This is a genomic window from Dactylosporangium sucinum (assembly GCF_014647515.1).
Lineage (GTDB): Bacteria > Actinomycetota > Actinomycetes > Mycobacteriales > Micromonosporaceae > Dactylosporangium > Dactylosporangium sucinum.
In genome coordinates this window covers 27350-51078 of the sequence record NZ_BMPI01000029.1, presented here as the reverse complement: position 1 = coordinate 51078, position 23729 = coordinate 27350, and the positions used below count along the sequence as shown (strand labels likewise).

The window sequence follows — 23729 nt, the reverse complement described above, 5'->3', positions numbered from 1 at the left end:
CGCCACGCGGCCTGGACAGCCGGCGCCGGCTGCGGCACGCCCTGCCACCCATCTCCTGAGAGGTACGGATGACGACGACCAGACTACGCGCCGGCGCGGGCCGGCACCGGATGCTGCGCTGGGGCACCGCCCTCGCGCTGGGCACGGCAGCGGTGTTCGCCACGGCCGCGCCGGCCGCGGCGGCACCGGCCGAAGTGGACAGCGGGCACCTGGACTGGGGGTTCAAGGCCTCGTTCCGGGCCTACGTCGGCACCGGCAACGGTACGCCGCCGATCGGGGCGAGCAACGGCGCCACGATCAACGCCAACGGCACGTTCCGCTTCCCCGTCACCGGGGGCAGCTACGACGCGGCGAGCGGCGCGACCACGGTCAACTACGGCGGTACCGTCGTGTTCTCCTACCCGGCGCACTTCTTCACCATCACCATGGCCAACCCGACCGTGCAGCTCGACGGCGCGACCCGGGTGCTCAAGGCCGACGTCGACCTGACCACGACCGGTGGCGGGTTCGAGCCCGTCCACGTCGTGCAGGCCACCGTCGCCACCATCGGCGCCGGCGACCCCGTCGTCACCGGCACGAGCGTGGCGTGGACGAGCCTGGGGGTCACGATGACGGAGACGGGCGCGTCGGCGTTCGGCGGGTTCTACGGGGCCGGCACCGCCCTCGACCCGCTCTCCGGCGCGGTCACCCTGGCCGCCGGCGAGGAGCCGGGCGGCCCGGGCGAGCCCGGCGGCGCCAGCACCGACCAGGAGCTCACGGTCGAGGTCCCGGGCGGTCCGCTGTCGCTGTCGTCGGCCGGTGGCACGGTGGCGCTCACCGGCGCCACCATCGGCGGCGCCGCGACGGGTGCGCTCAACGCGACGACGGTGAGCGACCTGCGCGGTACCAACGCGGGATGGAACCTCGTCGGGCAGGTCGAGGACTTCACGGGCGACGCCGGCACGATCGGCGCCGGCCAGCTCGGGTGGTCCCCAACGGCGACGGCCGCGCCCGGCTCGGGCACGGTCACCGCCGGCGGCGCGGCCACCGGCCTCGGCACCGGCCACACGCTGTGCAAGTCCGACCCGGGCGCGAGCGCGGGCGTCTTCACCTGCGGCGCGGGCCTGACGCTGAACATCCCGGCGACGACGAAGCCGGGCAGCTACACCGCAACCCTGACGCTCACGCTGTCCTGACAGCGCGTGCGTGACGCCGGCCCGGCAGCTTCGCCGGGCCGGCACCCGCAGCTCCCCGCCGCTCCCCCGAAGCCGAAACCGAAGGCCGACCATGTTCGCACGCGCCACCGTCGTCACCGCCGTCGCCGCACTCCTGCTCGCCGCGCTGCCCGGCCCGGCCGCGGCCGAGGACCAGGGCTGGTCGGTCCAGCCCGCCACCACCGGCACCACCGCCGGCCGCAGCTACTTCGTCTACGACGTCGTGCCGGGCCAGCAGGTCGAGGACGCCGTGCGGGTCACCAACCGCGCGGCCACGCCGCAGACGTTCACCGTGTACGGCACCGACGCCTACACCACCGCCGACGGGGCCTTCGACCTGCTGCCGGCCAGCCGCGAGCCGACCGGCGTCGGCGCCTGGATCGTGCTCGGCCAGCGCGCGTACACCGTCGAGGCCGGCCGGTCCCTCGACATCCCGTTCCGGCTGACCGTGCCCACCAACGCCGGCCCGGGCGACCACGCCGGCGGCGTCATCGCCTCCGTCGTGACCCAGCAGACCACCGGCGAGGGGGCGCGGGTCAACGTCGACCGCCGGGTCGCCGCCCGGGTGTACCTGCGCGTCGCGGGCCAGGCGAGGCCGGCCGTGCGGGTCGAGACGGTCACGGTGGCCTACGACAACCCGCCGCACCCGTTCACCGGCAGCACGATGACGGTGACGTACCGCCTGCACAACACCGGCAACCTGCGCCTCTCCGGCGCCGCCCGGCTGCGCGTCACCGGCCTGTTCGGGCTGACCCTGGGCCGCACGCCCGACGTCGCCGTGCCCGAGCTGCTGCCCGGCGCGAGCATCACGGTGACCGAACGGATCGCCGGCATCGCCCCGGCCGGCCCGCTGACGGCGGACGTCACCGTGGACCCGGCGACCGCGGACGGGCCGCTGCCGTCGGTCACGCGGTCGGCCTCCTTGTGGGCGGTACCGTGGACGGCCCTGGCGACCGTGGCGCTCCTGGCGCTCGGTCTGCTCGCCCTGCGGTGGTTGCGCCGGCGCCGGGCGACCGCCGGGTGACCCGCCGGCACCGCTGGTCGATCGTCGCGCTGGTGCTGGCGGTGACGGGCGGCGCCGCACCGGCGTCCGCCCACGCGCCGTCGCCCGTGGTGCAGGTGCAGCCGGCGAAGGACCGCTACACCGTGCGGCTGACCGGGTGGCCGCCCGGCGCGGTCACCGTGGCCGTGTGCACCGACCGCCCGGACGGCGGCTGCGCCGACGCCACCGCCGTGCAGGCCGGCGTCGGCCCGGACGGCACCGCGGCGGCCACGCTGCCGGCGGCCGCCCCGGCGACGGGCTGCCCGTGCGTGGTCCGGGTGCGGACGCTGACCGGCGCGCTCACCCGGGCCGCGCCGATCGCCCTGAGCGCTCCCGCGGTGGCCGGGGCGCGGCCGGCGGACGTGCCGCGCCCGCTCGCCATCGCCCGGGTGACCGTCCACGGTGGATGGCGGTGGGCGGCGCTGTTCGGCGGCCCGGTCCGCCGCGACGTCACGCTGACGGTCCGCAACACCGGCCCTATCGCGATCCCCGCCACCACGGTCACGGTCACGGCCGGCCGCGGCGAGCACCCGACCGGCCTGGTCGCCGCCCCGGCGCTGGGCCCGCTCGACCCCGGCGCCTCGGTGACGTACACCGTGCCGGTGCGCTTCGCCGGACCGGCCGCCGGCACGTACACCGTCCACGGCGAGCTGGACCCGAACGGCCCGCTCGGCCCGGCGGGCGCCACCGTCGCCTTCCACGCCGAGACGACGACCCAGCCGTGGGGCCTCACCGCCCTGCTGTTCGCGGTGGCCCTGGCGGCGGCCGTGCGCTCCCGGCGCTCACGCGGCCAGGCGCAGGGCTGACCGCCGGTCGCCCACAAACGCTCAGGTTGCCGGGTGGGCGGCCGATGGTTGCCGGTGGGGTGCACACGGCGCGGGGGTTTGCTGCAGTGACGACGCACGTGGCCGGCGCAGGCCGGCGGGGCTGGTGGCGATGGCTCGCCGATCGGCGGATTCGCACGAAGATCCTGACCGCGGTGGCGCTCGTCGCCACCCTCAGCACCGTCGACAGCGTGTTCGCCCTGGAGGAGCTGGGCGCCACCAACGACCGGGTCGACACCGTCGCCGGACACACCCGGCTGGTCGAGGCGGCCGGAGAGCTGCGCGAGGCGGTGTACCGCGCCCGCATCAACTCCCTCGACCTCTTCCTGGCCCAGGACCGGGCGACGGTGACCACCAGGACCCAGGGCATCACCACGACGGCCCAGGCCGTCGCCGACGCCGAGGCCGCCCTGCGCACCCACCCGCTCAGCGCGGCGGCGCGGCAGGCCCTGGCGACGTTCGACACGACCTGGACGGCGTACCTGGCCGTGCTGCGCGACGAGCTGCAGCCCCTGGCCGTGCGCGGTGACCTGACGGCGATCGAGTCCGTCCGTGCCGCGAAGATCGCCCCGCTGACCGCCACCATCTCGACCGCGCTGGACAGCCTGGTCAGCCAGGCCGTGCAGGCCGCGCACCGCGAACAGGCACAGGCCGACGAGGCCTACCGCGAGACGTTCGCCGTCGTCGCCTCGGTGCTCGCCGGCACGCTGCTGTTCGGCATCCTCCTCGCGGTGGCCGTGGCCCGGCTCATCTCGACCGCCCTCGGCCGGTGCATGACCGCCCTGCGCCGCATCGGCGCCGGCGACCTCACCGCCCGGGCCCAGGTCGACGTCCGCGACGACCTCGGCGAGCTCGCCGACACCCTGAACGCCACCGCCGCCGCCGTCGGCGACACGGTCCGGCGGGTCAGCGACAGCGCCCACCGCCTGGCCGACACGTCCGCGCAGATGTCCACCGTCGCCACCGACCTGTCCGGGTCGGCGCAGACCTCGTCCCGGCAGGCCGCGACGGTCTCCGACGAGGCCCGCCGGGTCTCCGGCAACGTCTCGGCGGTCGCCGCCGGGGCGGAGCAGATGGGCGCCGCCATCCGCGAGATCACCACGAACGCCACCGAGGCGTCCCGGGTCGCCGCGAACGCCGCCCAGATCACCGGCAACGCCCAGGTGTCGGTGCAGAACCTCGGCGCGTCCTCGGCGCAGATCGGCTCGGTGGTCAAGCTCATCACCTCGATCGCCGAGCAGACCAACCTGCTCGCGCTCAACGCCACCATCGAGGCCGCCCGGGCCGGCGACGCGGGCAAGGGCTTCGCCGTCGTCGCCGGCGAGGTGAAGGACCTGGCCCAGGAGACCGCCCGGGCGACCGAGCAGATCGGCGCCCAGGTCACCGCGATCCAGCAGGAGACCGACAGCACCATCGCCGCGATCGGCCGGATCGCGGAGGTCATCGGCCGGGTCAACGACTACACCACGACGATCGCCTCGGCCGTCGAGCAGCAGACCGCGGTCACGGCGGAGATCTCCCGCAGCGTCGCCGAGACCGCGGCGAGCGCCACCAGCATCGCCACGAACATCGCCGGGGTGGCCACCACGGCCGACGCCGTCACCACGGGGGCCACGGAGACCCGGCACACGGCCGGCGACCTGGCCACGATGGCCACCGAGCTGCGCAACGCCATCGCCACGTACAAGGTCTAGGGTCACCGACGGCCTGGAGGGCAGTGGCGCCGGCTACCACCAGGTGGGGTAGCCCTTCAGGGCCTCTTCGGCGCTTGGCGGGCCGGTCCTGCCGCGGCGCTGCCGAACCCAGCGGCTGCGGCGGAGGGCGCCGACCAGCAGGCTGCACAGCAGGAGCGGCAGTATCGTCCACGAGACGTCCCAGTCGCCCACCCACGCGCCGACCAGGACCATGAGCCATGCCGCCACGACGACGGACATCAAGCCACGCCAAACCGCCAGCGGCCACTTCACCTGCGCATTGTATGACGCCCGGACGTAGGCGGACGGCGATGAGACCGGGTGGTTCGGGCCGGTCGGCGTGTCTGCGGACATGCAGGCGAGGAGCCGCGCCGGCAGGCGTCCTGCTCGGGCCGCTGTCCGCCGATCACGCCGTAGGCGGCCCCGGGTGGTTGATGATGTTCCCGAACATCACTCCCTGGGCGGTGGCACCCGGCGCGGAGGCCGTGATGTGCTGGACCCACTGCTGCTGCGCCGCCGGCAGCCGCTCCAGCACCTCGTCGCGCAGCGCGACCAGCGCCTCGGCCAGCGCCGGGTCCTCCTCCACGAGGTCGGTGAGGCGGGTCTGCCAGGCCGGCAGGAGCCGCCGCCGGACCTCGTCGCGCTGGTCGGCCGGCGCCTGCTCCACCTCGGCGGCGAGGGCGTCGAGCCGCTGTCCGGCGAGGCCCTCCCGGCCGGGGTCGCCGCGCCCGAGCAGCCGGGCGAACCCGTCCCGGGCCAGCTGCCAGCCGTCGGTCGCGACGGCCTGCACGAGCGCGGCCGCGCCCGTCATCCCCACCTGCGCCAGCCACGCCAGGTCCACTGCGGTTCCTCCTCGCGACGCGTCCCCCCATTGTGGACGCCGGGCGCAACGGAACGCACCAGCCCTGCTGGCAGTCCTCGGTGGACGGGGAGACGACGATCCCGTCGTCGACGCTCTGCTGCCGAGGCCCACGTGATCGAGTCCACCGCGGCCGGTGTGGGCCCGGCCACCGTGTCCGGTGCCGGCGCGGCCCCGGCGCCAGCGGCTGCAGGACCGCTTCGGCGGGCGCCGAACTGCCCGTGGCCTACCCTCGGGCTCATGACCTTGGGGGAGATGCTCGCCGTGCTCGTGGCGGGGCTGGCCGCCGGGGCCGTCAACACCGTCGTCGGGTCCGGCACGCTGGTCACCTTCCCCGTCCTGCTCGCCACCGGCCTGCCCCCGCTCACCGCGACCGTCTCCAACGCCATCGGCATGACGCCGGGGTCGGTGAGCGGCGCGATCGGCTACCGGAAGGACCTTCCCGGCCGCCGGATCCTGTTGTACCTCGCAGCCGGCGCGACCCTGGGCGGCCTGACGGGCGCGACCCTCCTGCTCGCCCTGCCGGCCGGCGCGTTCGACGTGATCGTGCCGGTGCTCGTCGCCCTCGCGCTCGTGCTCGTCGCGCTGCAGCCGGTCATCGCCAGGAGGCTCAGCCGCCGGGCGGAGCGCCGCGACGGCGGCAAGGCGCTGTTCGCCGGGCTGACGCTCGCCAGCGTCTACGGCGGGTACTTCGCCGCCGCCCAGGGCATCATCTACATGGCCCTCATGGGCGCCCTGCTCGACGAGCCGGCGCAGCGCCGCAACGCCGTGAAGAACGTCCTGGTCGCCGTCGTCAACACCGCGGCGTCAGCGGTCCTGCTGTTCCACGCCCACGTCGCCTGGCCGGCCGTCGCCCTGCTCGCGGCCGGCTCCGCCCTCGGCGGCCAGGTGGGCGCCCGCCTGGGCCGCCGCCTCTCCCCCGCGGCACTGCGCCTGCTGATCCTCGCCGTCGGCACGGTGGCGCTGGTCCAGCTCCTGCTGCGGTGACGACACCGCCGGGCGTCAGGCGGGCTCCGGCATGCCCAGCTCCGCGTAGAGCGTGGCGGCCAGGACGCGGTGGGTGCGGGCGCTCGCCCGGTCGCGCAGCGCCTCGTGCGCCTCGCCGAGGCCGCGGTGGGCACGGGCCTGCTGGTCGCGGACGCCCGCCGCCGTCGCCGCGTCCAGGGCTGCGGTGTGGTGGTCGACGGCGCCGGCCGGGTTCCCGAGGGCGAGGGCGGCCTCGCCCAGGCCGTTGCGGGCCCAGGCCTCGCCGACGCGGTCGAGCCCGTCGAGAAACATCGACAGGGCCTGCCGGTGGTGCTCGGCGGCCTCGTCCAGCCGGCCCAGGCGGTGCTCGGCGATGCCCAGGTCGGTCAGGGCGCCCGCCTCGCCGCCCGGGTCGCCCAGCGCCCGGTACAGCGCGAGGGCCTCCAGGTGGTGCTGCTCGGCCGCGGCATACCGGCCCTGCCGCTCCTCGGCGAGGCCGAGGTTGTTCAGGGTGCGGGCCGCGCCGGTGCGGTCGCCGACCTGGCGGAACAGGCGCAGCGCCGCCTCGAAGGAGGCCACGGCGGACGGGAGCCGGCCCTGACGGCTGGCGGCGTAACCGAGGTTGTTCAGCGCGCGGGCCTGCCCGGCCGGGTCGCCGATCGCGGCGAACAGCTCGACGGCGCGCTCCAGCACCTCGACCGCGGCAGGCCGGCCGAGCCGCAGCAGGGCCACGCCGAGCACGTTGCGGCTGTGGGCCTCGCCGGCGCGGTCGCCGGAGGCCAGCGCGGCGTCGAGGGCGTGGCCGTGGACGGTGACGGCGTCGGCGGGATCGGCGCCGAGGTGGCGGGCCAGGACGCGGGCCAGGTCGACGGCGTGCCCCGGGCGGCCCGCGGCTGCGGCCCCGGCGACGATCGCGATGAGCACGGCCCGCTCCCGGTCGAGCCAGGCCCGGGCCGCCTCCCGGTCGGCGAGCTCCGGCAGCGGCCCGGCTGCCGGCGGCACGGCGGGGCGGTGGTGGGCATCGGTCGGGTATGCCACGTTCATGGCGGCGGCCGCGGCCGCCCGGTAGTAGTCGAGCAGCCCGTCGAGCTGCGGGCCGCCGGGCGCCAGCTCGAGGGCGTAGGCGCGGAGCAGGTCGTGCATCCCGTATCGCCCGGGCCCGGTCCGGTGGACCAGGTTGGCCCGGGCGAGCAGCTCCAGCTCACCGCGGGCCGGGCCGAGGGCCGCACCGGTCAGCGCCGCGGCGGCGTGGGCGTCGAGGTCGGGACCGGGGTGCAGGCCGAGCAGGGCGAACGTGCGCGCGACGCCGGGCGGCAGGTGCCGGATCGACCAGGACAGCACGACCCGCACCGACGCCCGCGGGTCGTCGTCGACGACGAGCAGGTCGAGCCGGCGCCGCTGGTCGTGCAGCTCGGCGGCCAGGTCGTCGAGGCCGGTGTCGGCGCGGGAGGCGGCCAGCTCGGCGGCGACCCGCAGCGCCAGCGGTAATCGCGCGCACTGCTCGGCGATGCGGGCGACGGCGTCCTCGGCGGCCGCGGCCCGCGGGCCGATGAGCCGCCGGAGCAGGGCGTGGGCGTCGCCGGGCGGCAGCAGGCCGACGGCGAGCCGGTGCGCGCCGTCGACGGCGACCAGGCCGGCGAGGGCGTCGCGGCTGGTCACGAGGACGGCACTGGACGCGGTGCCGGGCAGCAGCGGCCGGACCTGACCGGCCGTGGACGCGTTGTCGAGCAGCAGCAGGACGCGCCGGTCGGCGATCTCGGTGCGGAAGCGGGCGGCCCGGTCGTCGACGTCGACGGGGACCTCCTCGCCGGTCACGCCGAGCGCGGCGAGCAGGCGGACCAGGGCGTCGGCGGCGGTCATCGGCTGGGCCGGGTCGGAGCCGCGCAGGTTGAGATAGAGCTGGCCGTCGGGGAAGCGCTCGCGGACCCGGTGCGCCCAGCGGACCGCGAGGGCCGTCTTGCCGGCGCCGGCCGGGCCGGTGACCACGGCGACGAGGACGGCGGTCGCCTGATCGGCGGCGGCGTCGAGGGCGCCGAGCTGCTCCTCCCGCCCGGTGAACGCCGACACGTCGGGCGGCAGCTGCGCCGGCACCCCGGCGCGGGGCGGCGCCGCGGGCGGCTCGGCCGCGCCGGCCGCGCAGCGGCGGAAGTGCTCCGCGTCGGCGCCGGTCAGCCCGAACACGTCGGCGAGCAGCCGGACGGTCGGCGGCCGCGGCGCCGCGGTCCGGCCGCCCTCGATCTTGACGATGCTGCGGACGCTCAGGCCGGCCTTGGTCGCCAGCTCCTCCTGCGTGAGGCCCAGCCGCCGCCGATGGGCGCGGACGAGCTCACCGAACGCCCTCGATTCCTCGACCTCACTCACGCCCGCAACCGTACGCCCCCCGTACGACAACTTCGGCACGGCAAGTTCCGACGAAGTACCGGCGAACGTCCTGGAAGCCGGGGCACCGATCGTCAACGATGGAGTGGAGCGGCACCGGTGGCACGAGGGCACCGGTGCCGCTCACCACGTGAAGCCACGTGCAGCCGCGTGCAGCCGCGTGCAGCCATATGCAGCCGGGCGACGCCGCGTGCAGCCGGGACAGCGCCTACCGCCGCTGCCGCGCCGTGTCGGCCGCGAGGTTGCCGAGCGCCTGGTCGGGAATCGGTGCCCACCGGCGCTGCTCCTCCAGCGCGGCGGCCAGGACGGCCTCGGCCGCCGGGTGGCCCTCCAGCGCGGCGACCGCCCGCCGCCCGTGCTCGACGGCCTGGTCCAGCTCGCGGTGGTCGCCGGTCCGCTCGAAGCGCAGCCGCAGCACGGCGCTCAGGTGGCACAGGCAGCGGGCGCGGTCGGCCGGCCGGGCCCCGCCGGACGCGACGGCCCGGCCGGCCGCGGCCAGGGCGCGGTCCAGGTCGGCCGGCTCGAACGTCCACTCGTACCGCTCCAGCAGGGCCGTCACCAGCGCTTCGGCGTACCGCGCGTACTGCGGCAGGATCTCCGCCGAAGCCAGCACCGCCTCGCCGTGGGCGTCGACCGCCCGGTCGAGGTCGGCGAGCTCGCCGCGCCGGGCCAGGCGGGCGTTGCCGAGGTCGAACCACCGCTCCGCCCGGGTGCCGCGGTCCGCCGGTGTACGGTCGAGCGCCTGCTCCGCCAGCCGCACCGCCTCGTCGAGGTCGGCCCGGTCCCCCTCCTGCCGGCCCCGCAGGCACAGCCGGCGGCTCAACCGGGCCAGTTCCTCCGGGTCGTCGGTACGCACGGAGTCGGCCGGGCCGCCGGGCCCGGCGTCGCTCGCCGGCGCGAGCCGTGCGGCCCGGGCCTCGCTCAGGCCGGCGAGCCGGCCGGCCCGCGCCGGGTCGTCCTCCGGGGTGGCCGCCACGAGATCGCCCGCCACGGTCTCCCACTCGTCGCGGTCGGCCGGGTCACCGCCGCGCTCGAACCGTTCGCGCAGGGCCTGGGCCAGCAGCGCGAGGTACCTCGCCCGCTGGGCCGAGCCGGACGGCATCGCGGCCACGATCCGTTGGCGGAGGTCGACGGCGGCGTCCAGGTCGGCGGCGTTCTGCCGGATGCGCAGCGCGGTGGAGATGGACCCGAGCGTGCGTGCCGCGCCGCCGTCGTTGGCCGGCTCGTCCGCGGCCGCGTCCAGCGCCCGCTGGCCGATCTCGACGATCCGTTCCCGGTCGGCCGGCCGATGCGAGTGCGCGTACCGCTTCGACCAGGCGTGCGCCAGGTCGGCCAGGGACCGCGAATCGTTCGCTTTGGCAGCCGCGATGCGTTCGAACACCTCGATCGCGCGGTCGATGTCCGGCACCGCCGCGGTCACGGACGCCCGCGCCAGCCACGCCTCCGCGAGCTGCCGCTGCCGGCCGGCCCACAGCGGGTCGCCGTCCGGCAGGCCGCCGGCCGCGCCCTGGAGCGCATCGAGGGCGGCGTCCACGTCGGACAGTTCGTAGGTCGCCTCGAACCGGTACAGCCAGGCCCCGCCGAGGGTGTTGAGGTACCGCGCGTGGCGGGGATCGCCGGCCGGGACCATCTCGACCGCGCGCCGGGCGAGGTCGACCGCCTCCCGCGCGTCCGCCGGCCGGTCGAGCAGCCTGGCCCGCAGCGTGATCGCGCCGGCCAGCCGGTTGAGTCGCGCGGACCGGTCGGCCGTCCCGTGCGCGGTGGCCGCGATCGCGCGGCGCAGCGCCTCGACCTCACGGTCCAGGTCGGTGACGTCCCTGGTGCGCTGGTACCGCCGGAAGCGGGCCCGGCCGAGGTGGTCCAGCCATCCGGGCAGCGCGGCGTCGTGGTCCGGCGACGCGGCGGCCGCCTGCTCGTACAGCCGGATCGCCCGGTCCAGCAACTGCGGCACCTCGTCGGCCTGCGGGAGGTCGAGCAGCCGCGCCGCCTCCGCGGCCCAGGCCGGTGGGTCGTCGCCGGCCGGTGGCGCGATCTCGGCCACCATGCCGAGGAGCCCCTCGGGGACGATCGCCGGCGCCACCTGCAGTACCAGACCGAACCACCGCTGCGCGGCCGCCAGGTCGGTGGCATCGTCGCCGGCCAGCACGGAGTGCCGGACGAAGCGCACAACGCCGATCATGAACGCGGCCAGCAGGTCCGCGCCGTTCACCGGGCGTCGCGCCAGGTCGGCCTCGACCCGGCGGGCCAGCTCGACCACCTCCGCCAGCGCGTCCGGGCCGAGCGCCGCCGACGGGTCGGGCTCCGGGCCGTCGCCGGTGACCGCGACCGCCCTGGCCTGGACCGCCTCGAACAGCTCGTCGCGGGTCATCGAAGCGGGGCCGCGTTCGGCGGCCGAGCCGGCGAGCAGCAGCCGCGTCCGGAGGAGCTCGTCCAGCACCCGCACCTGGTAGGCGCGATCGAGGTCCTCGGGCGGCGGGCCGGCCAGGACCGCGCGACCGGCGTCGATCGCCTCGTCCAGGTCGGCCGGCTCCTGCAGGTCCGCGAACCGCCGGGTGAGCAGCGTCCGCAGCCAGGCCAGGAGGCTGGTCCGCTGCGGTTCCCCGGCCGAGACCCGGGCCGCCGTCTCGCGCAGGCAGCCGATCAGCGCGACGAGCTCGGCGTCGGTCATCGGGTGCCCGGCCCGGCCCTTGACGGTGGCGACGAGCGAACCGGCCAGCAGGTCGCGCTGCCGCTGATCGTCCGCGTAGCGGCCGATCGCCCGGCGCAGCGCGTCGAGCGACCGGTCGAGATCGGCGACGGCGCCGGTGCGGCCGTACCGCACCCGGCACGCGATGCCGAGCACGCCGAGGCTCCGGGCCCGGTCGGCGGCCGGCACGCCGGGCGCCGAGGACGCGCGCTCCAGCAGGTCGATGACCCGGTCGGCCACCTGCTCGCCGGGCTCGGAGATCAGCCTCGGCATCAGGCGCGCCGCCTCCGCGTACCAGGCGGCCGGGCCGTCGGCGGGCGGCTCGGCGGCGGCGGGCCGGGCCTCCTGCGTCAGCCGCGCCACAGCCGCCGCGCGTTCCTCGGCGTACCCGGCCGGGTCGTCCTCGGCGAGCCGCCCGAAGACGGTGGCCGCCTCCTCGTGGTACGGCAGCGCCTCCCCCGGCCGGTCGAGCGCGGTCAGCGCCGTGGCCACCGCCGTGCACGACTTCGCCAGCGCCGGCGCGTGCACGGCCCACTGTTCGGCGGCGAGCTCCCGGTGCACCGCCAGCGCCTCCTGAAAGCCCGCCAGGGCCTCCTCCCAGCGGCCGAGCCGGCCGAGGCAGTCGCCGCGGTTGTGCGCCGCGCGGGCGAGCTCGGCCCGGTACCGGCGCGGCTCGGCCGCGGCCAGCCGCCGCCCGACCGTCACGGCCTCGGTCAGGGCGTCCAGCGCCGCGTCGTGGCGGTCGAGCCGCGACAGCCAGACGCCCTGGTTGCCGAGCGAGGTGACGAGCTCGTGCTCGTTGAGGCCGGGGTGCTCGTCGAGGCGGCGGCGCCGGATCCGGATCGACTCGGCGCCGGCCTCGATCGCCTCCTGCGGGCGACCGGCCTCGAAGAGCCGGACGGCGTAGCCGTTGAGCACGCTCGCCAGGTTGTCCAGGTTGGCCTCCGGCTCGGCCGCGGCCTGCGCCCGGCCCAGCCGCAGCGCCTCCTCGTTCGCCGCCATGGCCTCCGCACCACGGCCGTCCGCGGCGAGGAGGACCGACAGCCGGTACAGCATGCCGAAACCGCGCTGGGCCTCGGGAAGCGTGCGCTGCAGATCGGCGGCCTCCAGCAGTACTTCGATCGCCTCGTCCCACCGGCTCAGCTCGCACAGCAGCTCGGCGTGCCGGCTGAGCCCCCGCACGACGTGCGCCTCGGAGACGGTGGCCACGGTCCGGGCGAGCCGCCGGACGAGGGCGAGGGCCTCCAGCGAGCGGTCGATCGCCTCGCTCGACCGGCCGGCCGCGGCCAGCCGCCGGCTGAGGTCGCCCAGCGCCTGCACGAGCGTCAGCCCGTAGCCGGCGGGGTTGAGCGCGGCGGCCCGCTGGTAGACGTCGAGTGCCTCCTCGGTGGCGTGCAACGCCTCCGCCGCCCGCCCTTCGTCGGACAGCCGCCGGGCCAGGTTGAGCAGGCCGGCCGCACGGTCGGTTCCGGACGCGCCCGGGTCGTTCGCCGCGGCGGCCTCGCGCAGCCGGTGGGCCTCCTGCGCGGCGACGGCGGCGTCGCCGCGCTGCCCGAGGGCGGCCAGCGCCGACGACAGCACGCCGAGCGCCACGGCGAGCTCGACCCGGGCGGACGCCACGTGCGGGGCGGCCGCGGCCACCCGGCGGTGGATCGCCACCGCGAGCCGCGCCGCCGCCACCGACTCCTGGAACCGGCCGACGAACCGCAGCAGCGTGCCGAGGCTGGTCAGCGCCCTGGCGTACTCGAAGTTCTCGCCGCGGTGGTGCCGGACCGCCGCCCGGAACAGGCCGGCCGCCTCCCGCGTGGCCGCGACCGCCTCGGTGTTGCGCTCCCCGCTCGACAGCAGGAACCCGAGGTCGTACAGCGCGCGGGCGAGCCGCAGGTCCGGTTCCGCCGACCCGCCGGTGACCGTCCGGAACAGCGCCACCGCCTGCTCGGCGTTGGACAGGGCCTGCTCGTCGAGCCCGGCCCGCGACTGGCGCACCGCGAGCGCCTGATGCAGCTCAGCCCGGTCGGCGGGTTCGCCGGTGCCGGCGAGCCGGTGCAGCGTGAGGCGTTCGGCGACGGCGGCGATGCCGGGGTCGAGCTCCAGGTGTGCGCGGTCCGGGAACCGGGCCTCGATGCGGGCCAGCAGCTCCGGGTCGACGTCGTCGATGGCGGCGAGCGCGCTCAGGGCCGCGCTGCCGGCGTCGAGGGCGAGCTGCGGGTCGGCCTCCAGCGCCGGGTACAGCACCGCCGGCCCGACGTGGGGCCACCGGGCCGTTGCGGCGGCGAGGAACGTGACCGCCCGCGCGGCCACGTCCCGCGATGCCAGCAGGCCCGTGGTCGTGGGGCCGGCCCACGGCTGGGCGGGGTAGTCGGCGCGGTGCCCGGGCAGCGTGAGCGCGAGGAAGTCCTCGGCGAGCCGGTCGGGGTACAGCGGGGACAGCACCAGGCCCGGTCCCGCGGGCGGGTAGCACAGCGCGTGGTCGGCGAGGACCTGCGCGGGTGCCGGCCCGGCGTGCGCGTGCCGCATCAGCGCCAGGCCGGCCGGCTCGGGGACGGGACCGCTGAGCGCGGCCACGAACACGGTCCGGCTCATCACGTCGGGCGGGCTGTGCGGCACCGGCCCGGGTTCGAGGTTGTGGGACGGGTCGCCGTACCGGTCGGCCCAGTGCCGGTGCTCGCGGTCCAGCAGGTACACGCTGAGGCCGGCCGGGTCGGCCGGCACCCGCCGGCCGCTGACGTGGGCGTCCACCGCGACCAGCGCCGCCATGTGCAGCGCGAGCGTGAGCCCCAGGCCCGGCTGGTCGAGCAGGGCCGGACGTTCCACTTCGGACGGATGGGGGATCCCGTACCGCGCGCCGAAGCTGTCCCGGGCCGCCCCGAACATCGTCGCGCGGCCGTCGCCCTCGCCGGGCAGCGGCTCCAGCGCCTGGCCGGACGTGCCGGCCTGGTGGTTGGCCAGGGCCGCGCGCACCGACGGCCAGGCGTCGGCGGTCCGGGCGAGCAGCAGCACCCGGGTGGTGACACCGGGCCGGTGCAGGACGGCGTTGCTGAACAACCAGGTCAGATGCGTGTGCGGCCACCGGTCGGCGTAGTCGACGATCATCAGCAGCCCGGCCGCGCCGTCGAGGGTCAGGTCCTGGCTGCCCGGCGGCGGCAGCACCGCGCCGGGCCCGTGCGTGGCGGTGACGACCTTCCAGCCGAGCCCGGCCGCCTCCGCCGCGAACTGCGCGGCGAGCCGCGACTTACCGACCCCGCCGGGCCCGTGCAGCCAGCGCGCGGCCAGCCGCGGCCCGGTGCCGCACCACGCGTGCAGCCCGGCCAGCTCGGCCGTCCGGCCGGTGAAGCCGACGACCTCGAACCGGGCGTTGAGCATCCGGCTCGGCAGCTCCCGCAGCCACTCCGGGTCGGGCTCCGCGGCCGGCCGCCAGTTCTCCAGCACGTACAGCGGCATCCCGTCGCCGAACACGTGAATGTCGGCCCCGACGACCCCGTAGGCGAACCCGCCGGCGGCCGTCACCTGCTGGCTGACCCGCGGCAGCTCCTCCGCCGGCCCGAACCCGGTCATACGTGACTACCTCCGCCGATGACCAGGAGCCCATCCCCGCACGCGACGCTACCGGCGCGCGGGCCGCCCCAGAACCTCCGGTCGTATCGGCCGTACCGGCCTGTCAGCCGGGTCGTTCCGGCCGCGGACGGGATGCCCGCGGCCGGGACGAGCGCCGGTCAGGCCGCCGTGAGGAAGTCGATCACCTCCATGGCCGCGTCGGGCCGGCCGACGACCACGACGACGTCGCCGGGGCTGAACCGGAACTGCCGGCCCGGGGCGACGAGGACCTGGTCGTCGCGGACGACGGCGGCGACCACCGCGCCGTCGACGGCCGCGTCCATCGCGGGGCGGCCGGCGCCGATGAGGACCTGGAGCACCGCGACGCGCTCGGCGTACCGGTCGAGCCGCGCGCAGTGCACCGTCGGGCCGTCGACGCCGAGCAGGTCGGCGAGGACGCCCGCCTCGGCGGTGGTGAGCAGGACGCCGGTCATGCGGGTGTCCGGGTCGGCCGGGTCGTAGACCACCAGCTCGCGGCGGTCGTCGGCGTGGTGGACGAGCCCGACGTGGTGGCCGTCGTCCGCGTGGAGCAGGTGCAGGGTGCCCACGCCGGGAAGTGGACGCTGATCGGTTCGCACGATGCCTCCCTCGGCGGTCATGAGAAGTACCGGAGCCAGACATAGCCCCACGCGACGACCGTGGTCATCACCGTGGTGACGATGCCGTAGCGGGTGAACTGCCAGAAACTGATCGGCTCGCCGGCTCGGGCGGCGATGCCGAGAACGACCAGGTTGGCGCTCGCGGCCACCGCGGTACCGTTGCCGCCGAAATCGGCGCCGAGGGCGAATGCCCACCACAACGAGCGGCCGGTCTCCGGGTCGGACGTGGTGGCGACGAGGTCCTCGACGATCGGGGCCATGGTCGCCACGTACGGAATGTTGTCGAAGAACGCCCCCAGGACCGCCGAGCCGAACAGCAGCCCGGTGGCGGCCATGAAGTAGTTGTCACCGACCTGGCCGGACGCCCACGCGCCGATGCGGTGGATGACGCCGGTCTCGACCAGCCCGCCGACCATGACGAACAGGCCCATGAAGAAGACGAGCGTCGACCACTCGACCTCCTCGAGGTACCGCTCGGTGCTCACCCGCGAGACGAGCACCATCAGCCCGGCGCCGAGCAGCGCGATGATCGCCGGCTCGACGTGGATGACCGCGTGGAGCGAGAACCCGGCGACCACCAGCGCGAGCACGGCCAGGCAGCGCACGAGCAGCCCACGGTCGGTGATGGACTCCCGCTCGTCGAGGGCCATGACCTCGGCGACGCGCTCCGGGTGGTACTCGAAGCGCTTGCGGAACATCACCCACGCCAGCAGCACGAACAGGGCGAACACCACGACGACGATCGGCGCCATGTGCACCACGAAGTCGTTGAACGTCAGCCCGGCCCGGCTGCCGATGATGATGTTCGGCGGGTCGCCGATGAGCGTCGCGGCGCCACCGATGTTGGAGGCGAGGGCCTCCGCGATCAGATACGGCACCGCGGACATGCCCAGCTTCCGGCAGACCAGGACGGTCACCGGGGCCACCAGCATGATCGTGGTGACGTTGTCCAGGAACGGCGACGCCACCGCGGTGATGACCATGAGCAGCACGAACAGCCGGTAGGGCCGCCCTTTGGAGCGTTTCGCGGCCCAGATCGCCAGATACTCGAACAGGCCGGTCTGCTTGATGATCCCGACGATGATCATCATGCCGAGCAGCAGGAAGATGACGTTCCAGTCGATGCCGGCGTGCTCGGAGAAGAACACGTCCTTGCCCGGCACCAGGCCCAGCAGCGCCATGAGCCCGGCCGCGAAGAGCGCGACGGCGACGCGATGGACCTTCTCGGTGGCGATGAGGACGAAGGCGACCGTGAAGATGACGATCGCGGCGAGGGCGCTCACGGGCGGCCCGGCGGGCCGTGGAGGGTGACGAGCGGACGAACGCACAGCGGTATGCGAAACATGGAGGACCTCCGGAAAGGGCAACGCAACGAGGCCGTCGACCCGGATGGGTCACGGCTTCACGGACGAAGGCGTCTGGTGCCTCAGGAGGTCGGCGGGCCCCGGCATCCGGGGGTGCCGGCGCACCGTCCACGATGGACGAAGCGCTCGGCGGACGCGCCGGCCACCCGGACCAGGCGCGGATCGACGACCACGACGTCGGGCAGCGTGGCGTGCCACACCTGCCCGTCGGCGGGGTTGTCGTGGGTCTTGAGTGGCTTCCGCCCGTGCGGCGCCTCGGCCCCGGGCGCGGCGGCGACCGCACTCGCGGTGCGCGCGACCTGGAAGGTGTCCCCCGGCAGCGCATGATGCGCGTGGGAGAGCCCGAGCAACAGCGCACACATGGTGAGCGCAAGCCCGACGGCGGCGGCCCGCAGCGCGGAAGCGTTCTTCACTCCGCACCTCCTACCGGCCGCTGAATCCCGGAGTCTACCAGGACGAGGACCGCGCCTCGGCGCGTTCGCACGGACGATACGCTGGGCGGAGCCGTCTGCCACGTTGCCGCCGCGCGTCCCGACCCGGCCGCGTGGGCCGGACATCGTCCCGGGCTCGAAGCGGACGCTCAGCGCAGTTCGTGCTCGTCGCCGGAGACGTCGACGTGCAGCGGCGGGTCGAGTTGGTGCTCGTCGGCCTCCATCAGGTCGCGCAGCGCGGCGGCGCGGCCGGCCGAGTCCGCCCACACCGTGTGGGTCGCCGCGTCGTGCGGGTGGCGCAGCGTGTCGGAGCGGGCGTCGAGGAACGTCTCCAGCCAGGCCTGCTCCGGCACGCCCGCCGCCGGGCCGGGGCCCGCCCGCGCGATCAGCGCCGGCAGGCCGTCGTTCCCCGACGCGCTGGACGACCAGGACTGGTCCACGGTCCAGGAGACCGCCCGGCAGGGGTACGTGACCGTCCTCAACGACCTCGACAGCCGCGACTGGTCGCGGCCCGGCGTCGACGCGATCGTGCGCGGCGCGACCCCGCAGGACCAGGACGGCGCCGTCGTGCTCTTCCACGACGCCGGCGGCGACCGCGCGCAGACCGTCGCCGCCCTCGACCGGCTCATCCCGCAGCTGCAGCAGCGCGGCTACCGGTTCACGAGCACCCCACCGATCGCCTCGGAGACGGTCGGCGGTGCGCTCCCTCGCGCTCTCCGCGCACCGTGAGGTCGAGGTCATCGTGGTCGACGACGCCTCCACCGACGGCACCGCCGAGGCCGTGGAGGCGCTCGGCCTCGGCAACGTCGCGGAGGCGCCGGCCACCCTGTCGCAGTTGTGGATCCAGCGGTACCGCTGGAGCTATGGGACCATGCAGGCACTCTGGAAGCATCGCGCGGCGATCCGCGACTGCGGGGCGTCGGGGCGGCTCGGGCGGCGGGCGCTGCCCTTCATCACCCTGTTCAGCGTGCTCCTGCCGCTGCTGGCGCCCCTGCTGGACATCTACGGCACGTTCTTCCTCGACCAGACGGTGACGGCCGCCGGGTGGCTGGCGATGCTGGTCGTGCACGTGGTGACCGCGATCCTCGCCTTCCGCCTGGACCGCGAGCCGATGCGTCCCTTGTGGACGCTGCCGTTGCAGCAGCTCGTGTACCGCCAGGTGATGTACCTGGTCCTGCTGTACTCGGCGGTCACCGCGATCACCGGCCGCCGGCTACGCTGGCAGAAGCTGCGCCGCACCGGCGAGGTCGGCGTGGTCGAGGCGCCCGGCGCATATTGATCGCTTTTCCTGGGTATCCCGACGAGGTGCTCAGCCAAGGCGACCTGCTCAGCGACCGGTACCGGCTCGACGACCCCATCGCGACCGGGGGCATGGGCCAGGTCTGGCGCGCCACCGACACCCTGCTGGGGCGGACCGTCGCGGTCAAGCTGCTCAACCGGGGTCCGGCCGCCGAGCGGGAGTTCCAGACCCGCTTCCACCACGAGGCGAAGGCGATGGCGGCGCTGCGCCACCCCGGCATCGCCGGCGTCTACGACTACGGCCAGGGCGCGAGCGGCGCCTACATCGTGATGGCGTACATCGAGGGCCGACCGCTCGACCAGCGCATCGCCGAGGAGGGCCGGATCGACCCGCCGGCGGCGATGGCGGTCGTCGGGCAGGCGGCCCGCGCGCTGGAGGCGGCCCACGCCGCCGGCATCGTCCACCGCGACGTCAAGCCCGGCAACCTGATCATCCAGCCGGACGGCACGGTGGTCCTGGTCGACTTCGGCGTCGCCCGCTCCCCGGCGCTGGCCGCGATCACGGGAACGAACGACGTGGTGGGCACGGCCCTGTACATCGCGCCCGAGCAGGTGTCGAAGCAGCGCACGGGCCCGGCGACGGACGTCTACGCGCTGGGCGCGGTGGCGTACCACTGCGTGGCCGGCCGCCCGCCGTTCGTCGGCGACAACCCGGTGACGGTCGCGGTCCACCACCTCAACGACACGCCGCCGCCGCTCCCGCCGGACGTGCCGGCCCCGGTGCGCGACCTGATCGCGACGGCGCTGGCCAAGCGCCCGGCGGACCGCTACGAGTCGGCCGCCGCGCTGGCCGAGGCCGCCGACGCCGCGGCCGCGGCGATCGGGCCCGATGCGGGCGGGCCGGCTGCTCTTGCGGGCGCCGCCGGTCTGGCGGGCGCCGCCGGTGCTGCGGGTCCGGCCGGACTCGCCGGGCTTTCCGGGCCTTCCGGTCCGGCTGGGCGTCCCGGGACGGCCGAACTCGGCGCGACCGCGCCGCTGGCCGGCACGGGCGGCACGGGCGGCACGGGCGGCACGGGCGGCGCGGGCGGCGTGGGCGGCGCGGGCGGCGTGGGCGGCGTGGGCGGCACGGGCGGCACGGGCGGCGTGGGTGCCGGGGCGGGGTTTCCCCGCCGCTCGGCGGCCCTGTGGTTCCTCGGCCTGCTGGCCCTGATCGCGGTCCTCGCCGCCCTGCCCCTCACCGGCCCGGACACCATCTTCCACGGCCCCGGCGACGACCCCGCACCCACCGGCACCGGCGCACCCGCCACCGGCGTCAGCGGCGGCCAGACCCGCACCGGCCCGGGCGGTTCGGCCGGCGGCTCGTCCCAGCAGCCCTCGACCGCCCCCGCCGCGACCACCGGCACCCAGCCCGGCGGTGGCGGCGGCCCCCAGCCGTCCGACGAGGTCCCGGCGACCCAGAACCCGCAGCCGACCCCGACCGGTTCGGCTCCGGCCACCTCGGCCCCCGAACCCTCCGCCCCCGCGAACACGGCACCGGCCCCGGCCCTGAGCGCCAGCGGCTGACCCCGGCCCGGCGCTGAGCGGTAGGCTCGGCGGGTGGTGATCGACCCGTTCCTCGCCGCCGACGACGTCGTGCAGGCCGACCACCCGGCCGTGCGCGCGGCCGCGGCCCGGCTGCGCGGCCGGCACCCCGACGACGTGGGGTTCTCCCGCGCGGCCTACGAGTTCGTGCGCGACGAGGTGCGCCACTCCTTCGACGCCGACGACCCGCGGGTCACCGTCACCGCCGCCGAGGTGCTCGAACACCGCGTCGGGCTGTGCTACGCCAAATCCCACCTGCTCGCCGCGCTGCTGCGGGCCGAGGGCGTGCCCGCCGGGCTGTGCTACCAGCGCCTCGCGACGGGCGACGGCGGGTTCGTGCTGCACGGGCTCGTGGCGGTACACCTGGATGGAAGATGGCACCGGCAGGACCCTCGCGGAAACAGGCCGGGCGTCGACGCCCAGTTCTCGCTGGACGGGCCGCGGCTCGCGTTCACCGTCGACCCTTCGGCGGGCGAGCGCGACTACGAGCCGGTGTACGCCGCCGCGGACCCGGGTGTGCTGGCCGCGCTGCGCGCCAGGACCGACGTGCTGACCCTGCGCACCGCGGGCCTGCCCGGCGAACCGCTCGGCCCCGACCATCGCGCGGTGGAGCAGGCGCTCCTGCGGCAGGGGTGGCGCCCGTGCGGCGCCGGCGACTGGGCGATCGCGCTGCGCTCGCCCGACGGCACGGCGGCCGCGCGGATCAGCCCGTTCGACCCGACCGGCCCGTACACCGCCGCCCTGTACCGCGAGGCCGCGCACACCCGCCAGGTTCCGGCGCTGTACGCGCACCGCCGGCTGGCCGGGGGCGGTGACCTGCAGGTGCTGGAGTGGCTCGAACCCGTCCCCCACGCGGCCGCCGCCGCGTTCCACCGGGCGATCGCCGAGCGCTCCCCGGAGGTCGCCGAGCTGGTCGACGTCGTGCGCAGCGTCCACGAGCGGGCCCGGCGCGACCTGCCGTGGTGCGGGCCGCTGGACGACAACCCGGCCAACGTGATGCGCGGCGCGGACGGGCGGCTCGTCGTCGTCGACCTGTTCTACGCCGACGGCCCGGACCTGTACGCGGCCGCGGCGACGGACCCCGACCGCGTGGCCGCGCTGATCCCGGAGGCCGAGCGGCGCTTCATGACGGAGATCCCGCTGGCCGGCTCCGGTCCGTGGGACCCCGCGGAACGGGAGGCGATGCGCGCGGGGCTCGCCGCCGCCGACGCCCGCCGGGCCGCCGAGGCTGGGCCGTGACGTCGATCGAGCTGGTCACCGGGGACATCACCGCCGAGCGGGTGGACGCCGTCGTCAACGCGGCGAACTCGTCGCTGCTGGGCGGCGGCGGGGTCGACGGCGCGATCCACCGCAAGGGCGGCCCGGCGACCGCGCTGCGGACGCCACCGCCGGGCATCGACCTCATCCGCCTCGTCCTGTTCGACGACGACACCCGCCAGGTCGCCGAACGGGTCAGGCAGGCGGACCCGCGCTCGCCTTGGTGTTCGGGGCGGGCACGCCGGACAAACGACACGGTTCCTACCCGGCTTGCGTCCACCGCTAGAGTGCGTTCCGGACGGGGGTCCAGGGTCCGGCCTGCGAAAGGGGTCGCGTTGATCGACGCGGGAACGGTGCTGGCCGGGCGGTACGAGATCACGCGGCACATCGCCAGCGGCGGCATGGGCGACGTGTGGCAGGGCTCGGACCGGGTGCTCGGGCGCACGGTCGCGGTCAAGCTGCTGCGGGCGCCGTCCGACGACCCCTCCTTCATCGAGCGGTTCTGGGCCGAGGCGCGCACCATGGCCACGATCAGCCACCCCGGCGTGGTCGACGTGTACGACTTCGGTGACGACCCGGCCGCCGGGGTCTACCTGGTCATGAAGTACATCGAGGGCGAGTCGCTGGCCCGCGCCCTGGACCGCGGCCGGCTCGGCGCCGAGGCGACGATGCGGCTGGCCGCCGAGGCGGCCGACGCCCTGCACGCGGCCCACGAGAAGGGCGTGACGCACCGCGACGTCAAGCCGGCCAACCTGCTGCTGCGCCCCGACGGCAGCGCGGTGCTCACCGACTTCGGCATCGCCCGGTCGGCGGCGGCGACCCACCAGACCTCGACCGGGCTGCTGCTCGGCACCGCCTCGTACATCGCGCCCGAGCGGGCCGGCGGCCAGCCGGCGAGCGCCCGGTCCGACATCTACTCGCTGGGCGTCGTCGCGTACCAGTGCCTGGCCGGCCGGCTGCCGTTCGAGGGCGAGAGCCTGCTGCAGATCGCGCTGCGGCACGCCAACGACGAGCCGCCGCCGCTGCCCCAGGATGTACCGTCCGGCGTCCGCGAGGTCGTGCTGCGCGCGCTGGCGAAGGACCCGGCGGAGCGCTGGCCGTCGGGGGCCGCGTTCGCCGCCGCGGCCCGGCAGGCGATGGCGGCCGAGTCGGCCCGGACGGTGCCGCTGCGGGCCCGCGACCGGTCGGCCGTCACCCGGCGGCTGCTCGTCGCCGGGACCGCCGTGCTGGCGGTCGCGGTCGCCGTGGGCGCGGTGCTCACGCTCGGCCGCGGCGACGACCCGGAGGGGCCGGACCAGGCGGCGGGCATCCCCGGTGCGACCGGCGGCGCGGAGGAGGCCGGCCTCTCGGCGGCGTCCGGCGCGGCCGGCCAGGCGGCGACCTCGCCCGGCGCCGGCGCGACCGGTCCGGCCATGGTGGCCGGCCCGCCGTCGCCGACGCGCACCGCCGGGGCCGGGCTGCCCGCGGTACCCACCAAGCTCAAAGCGACACCCGTGAACGCCACCACCATCCGGCTGCAGTGGGCGGACAACTCGGGCGACGAGACCGGATTCACCGTCATCAACGGCGCGACGTCGAGGAACGTCGGCGCCGACACGACGACGCTCAACTGGGACGGGCTCGCGCCCGACACGTACATGTGCTTCAAGGTGCGCGCGTTCAACGCCGCGGGCGCGTCCGCGTACTTCCCCGCCGCGCAGCAGGACTGGGTCTGCGCCACCAGCCAGGGCGGCACCGGGCCGGCGGCACCGTCCAACCTGTCGGCCACGGCCGTCGGCGCCACCGCCGTCCGGCTGCAGTGGGCGGACAACTCGGGCGACGAGACCGGATTCACCGTCATCAACGGCTCGACATCGAGGAACACCGGCGCCAACGCCACCTCGTACACCTGGGACGGCCTCGCGCCGGGCACCTACATGTGCTTCAAGGTGCGCGCGTTCAACGCCGCCGGCGTCTCCGCCTACTCCCCCGCCGCCCAGGACAGCTGGGCCTGCGTCACCACACCGGCCGCATAATGCCAG

Annotated in this window: 18 protein-coding genes; 10 read left to right on the top strand and 8 right to left on the bottom strand. The window is 76.1% G+C overall.

Features of this window, described 5'->3' with window-relative positions; genetic code table 11:
* Window positions 1-68 precede the first annotated feature (68 nt).
* The 4 genes from IEZ31_RS27565 to IEZ31_RS27550 all read left to right on the top strand — a co-directional run bounded on the left by IEZ31_RS27565 (window position 69) and on the right by IEZ31_RS27550 (window position 4753).
* Window positions 69-1175 carry an HtaA domain-containing protein gene (locus IEZ31_RS27565; protein WP_190252898.1) on the top strand — a complete coding sequence of 369 codons (1107 nt, stop codon included), beginning with the start codon at window positions 69-71 and terminating at the stop codon, window positions 1173-1175.
* 91 nt (window positions 1176-1266) lie between these two features.
* Entirely contained in the window at window positions 1267-2217 is a 951-nt protein-coding gene (locus IEZ31_RS27560) for a WxL protein peptidoglycan domain-containing protein (protein ID WP_190252897.1), read from the top strand.
* Entirely contained in the window at window positions 2214-3041 is an 828-nt protein-coding gene (locus IEZ31_RS27555; RefSeq protein WP_190252896.1) for a hypothetical protein, read from the top strand. The genes IEZ31_RS27560 and IEZ31_RS27555 overlap by 4 nt, the downstream gene beginning before the upstream one ends.
* Window positions 3042-3127: 86 nt before the next feature.
* Window positions 3128-4753 carry a methyl-accepting chemotaxis protein gene (locus IEZ31_RS27550; protein WP_229835890.1) on the top strand — a complete coding sequence of 542 codons (1626 nt, stop codon included), beginning with the start codon at window positions 3128-3130 and terminating at the stop codon, window positions 4751-4753.
* A 33-nt stretch (window positions 4754-4786) separates the two neighbouring features.
* Here IEZ31_RS27550 and IEZ31_RS27545 read toward each other — a convergent pair whose 3' ends face one another.
* Both IEZ31_RS27545 and IEZ31_RS27540 read right to left on the bottom strand, forming a co-directional pair.
* Window positions 4787-4993, bottom strand: a complete 207-nt coding sequence (locus IEZ31_RS27545) for a hypothetical protein (RefSeq protein ID WP_190252894.1) — start codon at window positions 4991-4993, stop codon at window positions 4787-4789.
* A 166-nt stretch (window positions 4994-5159) separates the two neighbouring features.
* Window positions 5160-5594, bottom strand: coding sequence for a hypothetical protein (locus IEZ31_RS27540; protein ID WP_190252893.1), 435 nt, complete (start codon window positions 5592-5594; stop codon window positions 5160-5162).
* Window positions 5595-5852: 258 nt separating this feature from the next.
* Between IEZ31_RS27540 and IEZ31_RS27535 the strand changes: the two genes are divergently transcribed.
* On the top strand, window positions 5853-6599 hold the full coding sequence (locus tag IEZ31_RS27535; protein ID WP_190252892.1) for a sulfite exporter TauE/SafE family protein: 747 nt from the start codon (window positions 5853-5855) through the stop codon (window positions 6597-6599).
* A 15-nt stretch (window positions 6600-6614) separates the two neighbouring features.
* On the opposite strand, the gene IEZ31_RS27530 is transcribed toward IEZ31_RS27535, so the two are convergent.
* The 6 genes from IEZ31_RS27530 to IEZ31_RS27505 all read right to left on the bottom strand — a co-directional run bounded on the left by IEZ31_RS27530 (window position 6615) and on the right by IEZ31_RS27505 (window position 18113).
* Window positions 6615-8939: an ATP-binding protein gene (locus IEZ31_RS27530; protein ID WP_190252891.1), complete on the bottom strand. Its 2325-nt coding sequence runs from the start codon at window positions 8937-8939 to the stop codon at window positions 6615-6617.
* Window positions 8940-9165: 226 nt separating this feature from the next.
* The gene (locus IEZ31_RS27525; protein ID WP_190252890.1) at window positions 9166-15198 is read right to left on the bottom strand and encodes a tetratricopeptide repeat protein; all 6033 of its coding nucleotides are present in this window, start codon (window positions 15196-15198) and stop codon (window positions 9166-9168) included.
* Between the two features lie 158 nt (window positions 15199-15356).
* A complete protein-coding gene (locus tag IEZ31_RS27520; protein WP_190252889.1) occupies window positions 15357-15815 on the bottom strand; it encodes a cation:proton antiporter regulatory subunit in 459 nt (152 codons plus the stop codon).
* A gap of 17 nt (window positions 15816-15832) precedes the next feature.
* Entirely contained in the window at window positions 15833-17119 is a 1287-nt protein-coding gene (locus IEZ31_RS27515) for an ArsB/NhaD family transporter (RefSeq protein WP_190252888.1), read from the bottom strand.
* 143 nt (window positions 17120-17262) lie between these two features.
* Window positions 17263-17613: a hypothetical protein gene (locus tag IEZ31_RS27510; RefSeq protein WP_190252887.1), complete on the bottom strand. Its 351-nt coding sequence runs from the start codon at window positions 17611-17613 to the stop codon at window positions 17263-17265.
* Between the two features lie 167 nt (window positions 17614-17780).
* Entirely contained in the window at window positions 17781-18113 is a 333-nt protein-coding gene (locus tag IEZ31_RS27505) for a lysozyme family protein (protein WP_190252985.1), read from the bottom strand.
* On the opposite strand from IEZ31_RS27505, the gene IEZ31_RS59445 reads away from it, so the two are divergent.
* The 5 genes from IEZ31_RS59445 to IEZ31_RS27480 are packed head-to-tail and all read left to right on the top strand — an operon-like array spanning window position 18100 to window position 23723.
* Window positions 18100-18360 (top strand): polysaccharide deacetylase family protein, encoded by a 261-nt coding sequence (locus tag IEZ31_RS59445; protein WP_373294701.1) that lies wholly within the window; start codon window positions 18100-18102, stop codon window positions 18358-18360. The genes IEZ31_RS27505 and IEZ31_RS59445 overlap by 14 nt on opposite strands.
* The gene (locus IEZ31_RS27495; RefSeq protein ID WP_190252886.1) at window positions 18329-18910 is read left to right on the top strand and encodes a glycosyltransferase family 2 protein; all 582 of its coding nucleotides are present in this window, start codon (window positions 18329-18331) and stop codon (window positions 18908-18910) included. Before IEZ31_RS59445 ends, IEZ31_RS27495 begins: the two co-directional genes overlap by 32 nt.
* 26 nt (window positions 18911-18936) lie before the next feature.
* Window positions 18937-20433 (top strand): serine/threonine-protein kinase, encoded by a 1497-nt coding sequence (locus IEZ31_RS56885; protein ID WP_229835889.1) that lies wholly within the window; start codon window positions 18937-18939, stop codon window positions 20431-20433.
* Between the two features lie 33 nt (window positions 20434-20466).
* Window positions 20467-21690, top strand: coding sequence for a transglutaminase-like domain-containing protein (locus IEZ31_RS27485; protein WP_190252885.1), 1224 nt, complete (start codon window positions 20467-20469; stop codon window positions 21688-21690).
* Window positions 21687-23723: a protein kinase domain-containing protein gene (locus IEZ31_RS27480; protein ID WP_190252884.1), complete on the top strand. Its 2037-nt coding sequence runs from the start codon at window positions 21687-21689 to the stop codon at window positions 23721-23723. The genes IEZ31_RS27485 and IEZ31_RS27480 overlap by 4 nt, the downstream gene beginning before the upstream one ends.
* Window positions 23724-23729 lie beyond the last annotated feature (6 nt).

What these genes read in the sequence shown, in the direction of transcription:
- IEZ31_RS27565 (WP_190252898.1), top strand. Translation starts at nt 69, where the DNA reads ATGACGACGACCAGACTACGCGCCGGCGCGGGCCGGCACCGGATGCTG.
- IEZ31_RS27560 (WP_190252897.1), top strand. Translation starts at nt 1,267, where the DNA reads ATGTTCGCACGCGCCACCGTCGTCACCGCCGTCGCCGCACTCCTGCTC.
- IEZ31_RS27545 (WP_190252894.1), bottom strand. Translation starts at nt 4,993, where the DNA reads ATGTCCGTCGTCGTGGCGGCATGGCTCATGGTCCTGGTCGGCGCGTGG.
- IEZ31_RS27535 (WP_190252892.1), top strand. Translation starts at nt 5,853, where the DNA reads ATGACCTTGGGGGAGATGCTCGCCGTGCTCGTGGCGGGGCTGGCCGCC.
- IEZ31_RS27525 (WP_190252890.1), bottom strand. Translation starts at nt 15,198, where the DNA reads ATGACCGGGTTCGGGCCGGCGGAGGAGCTGCCGCGGGTCAGCCAGCAG.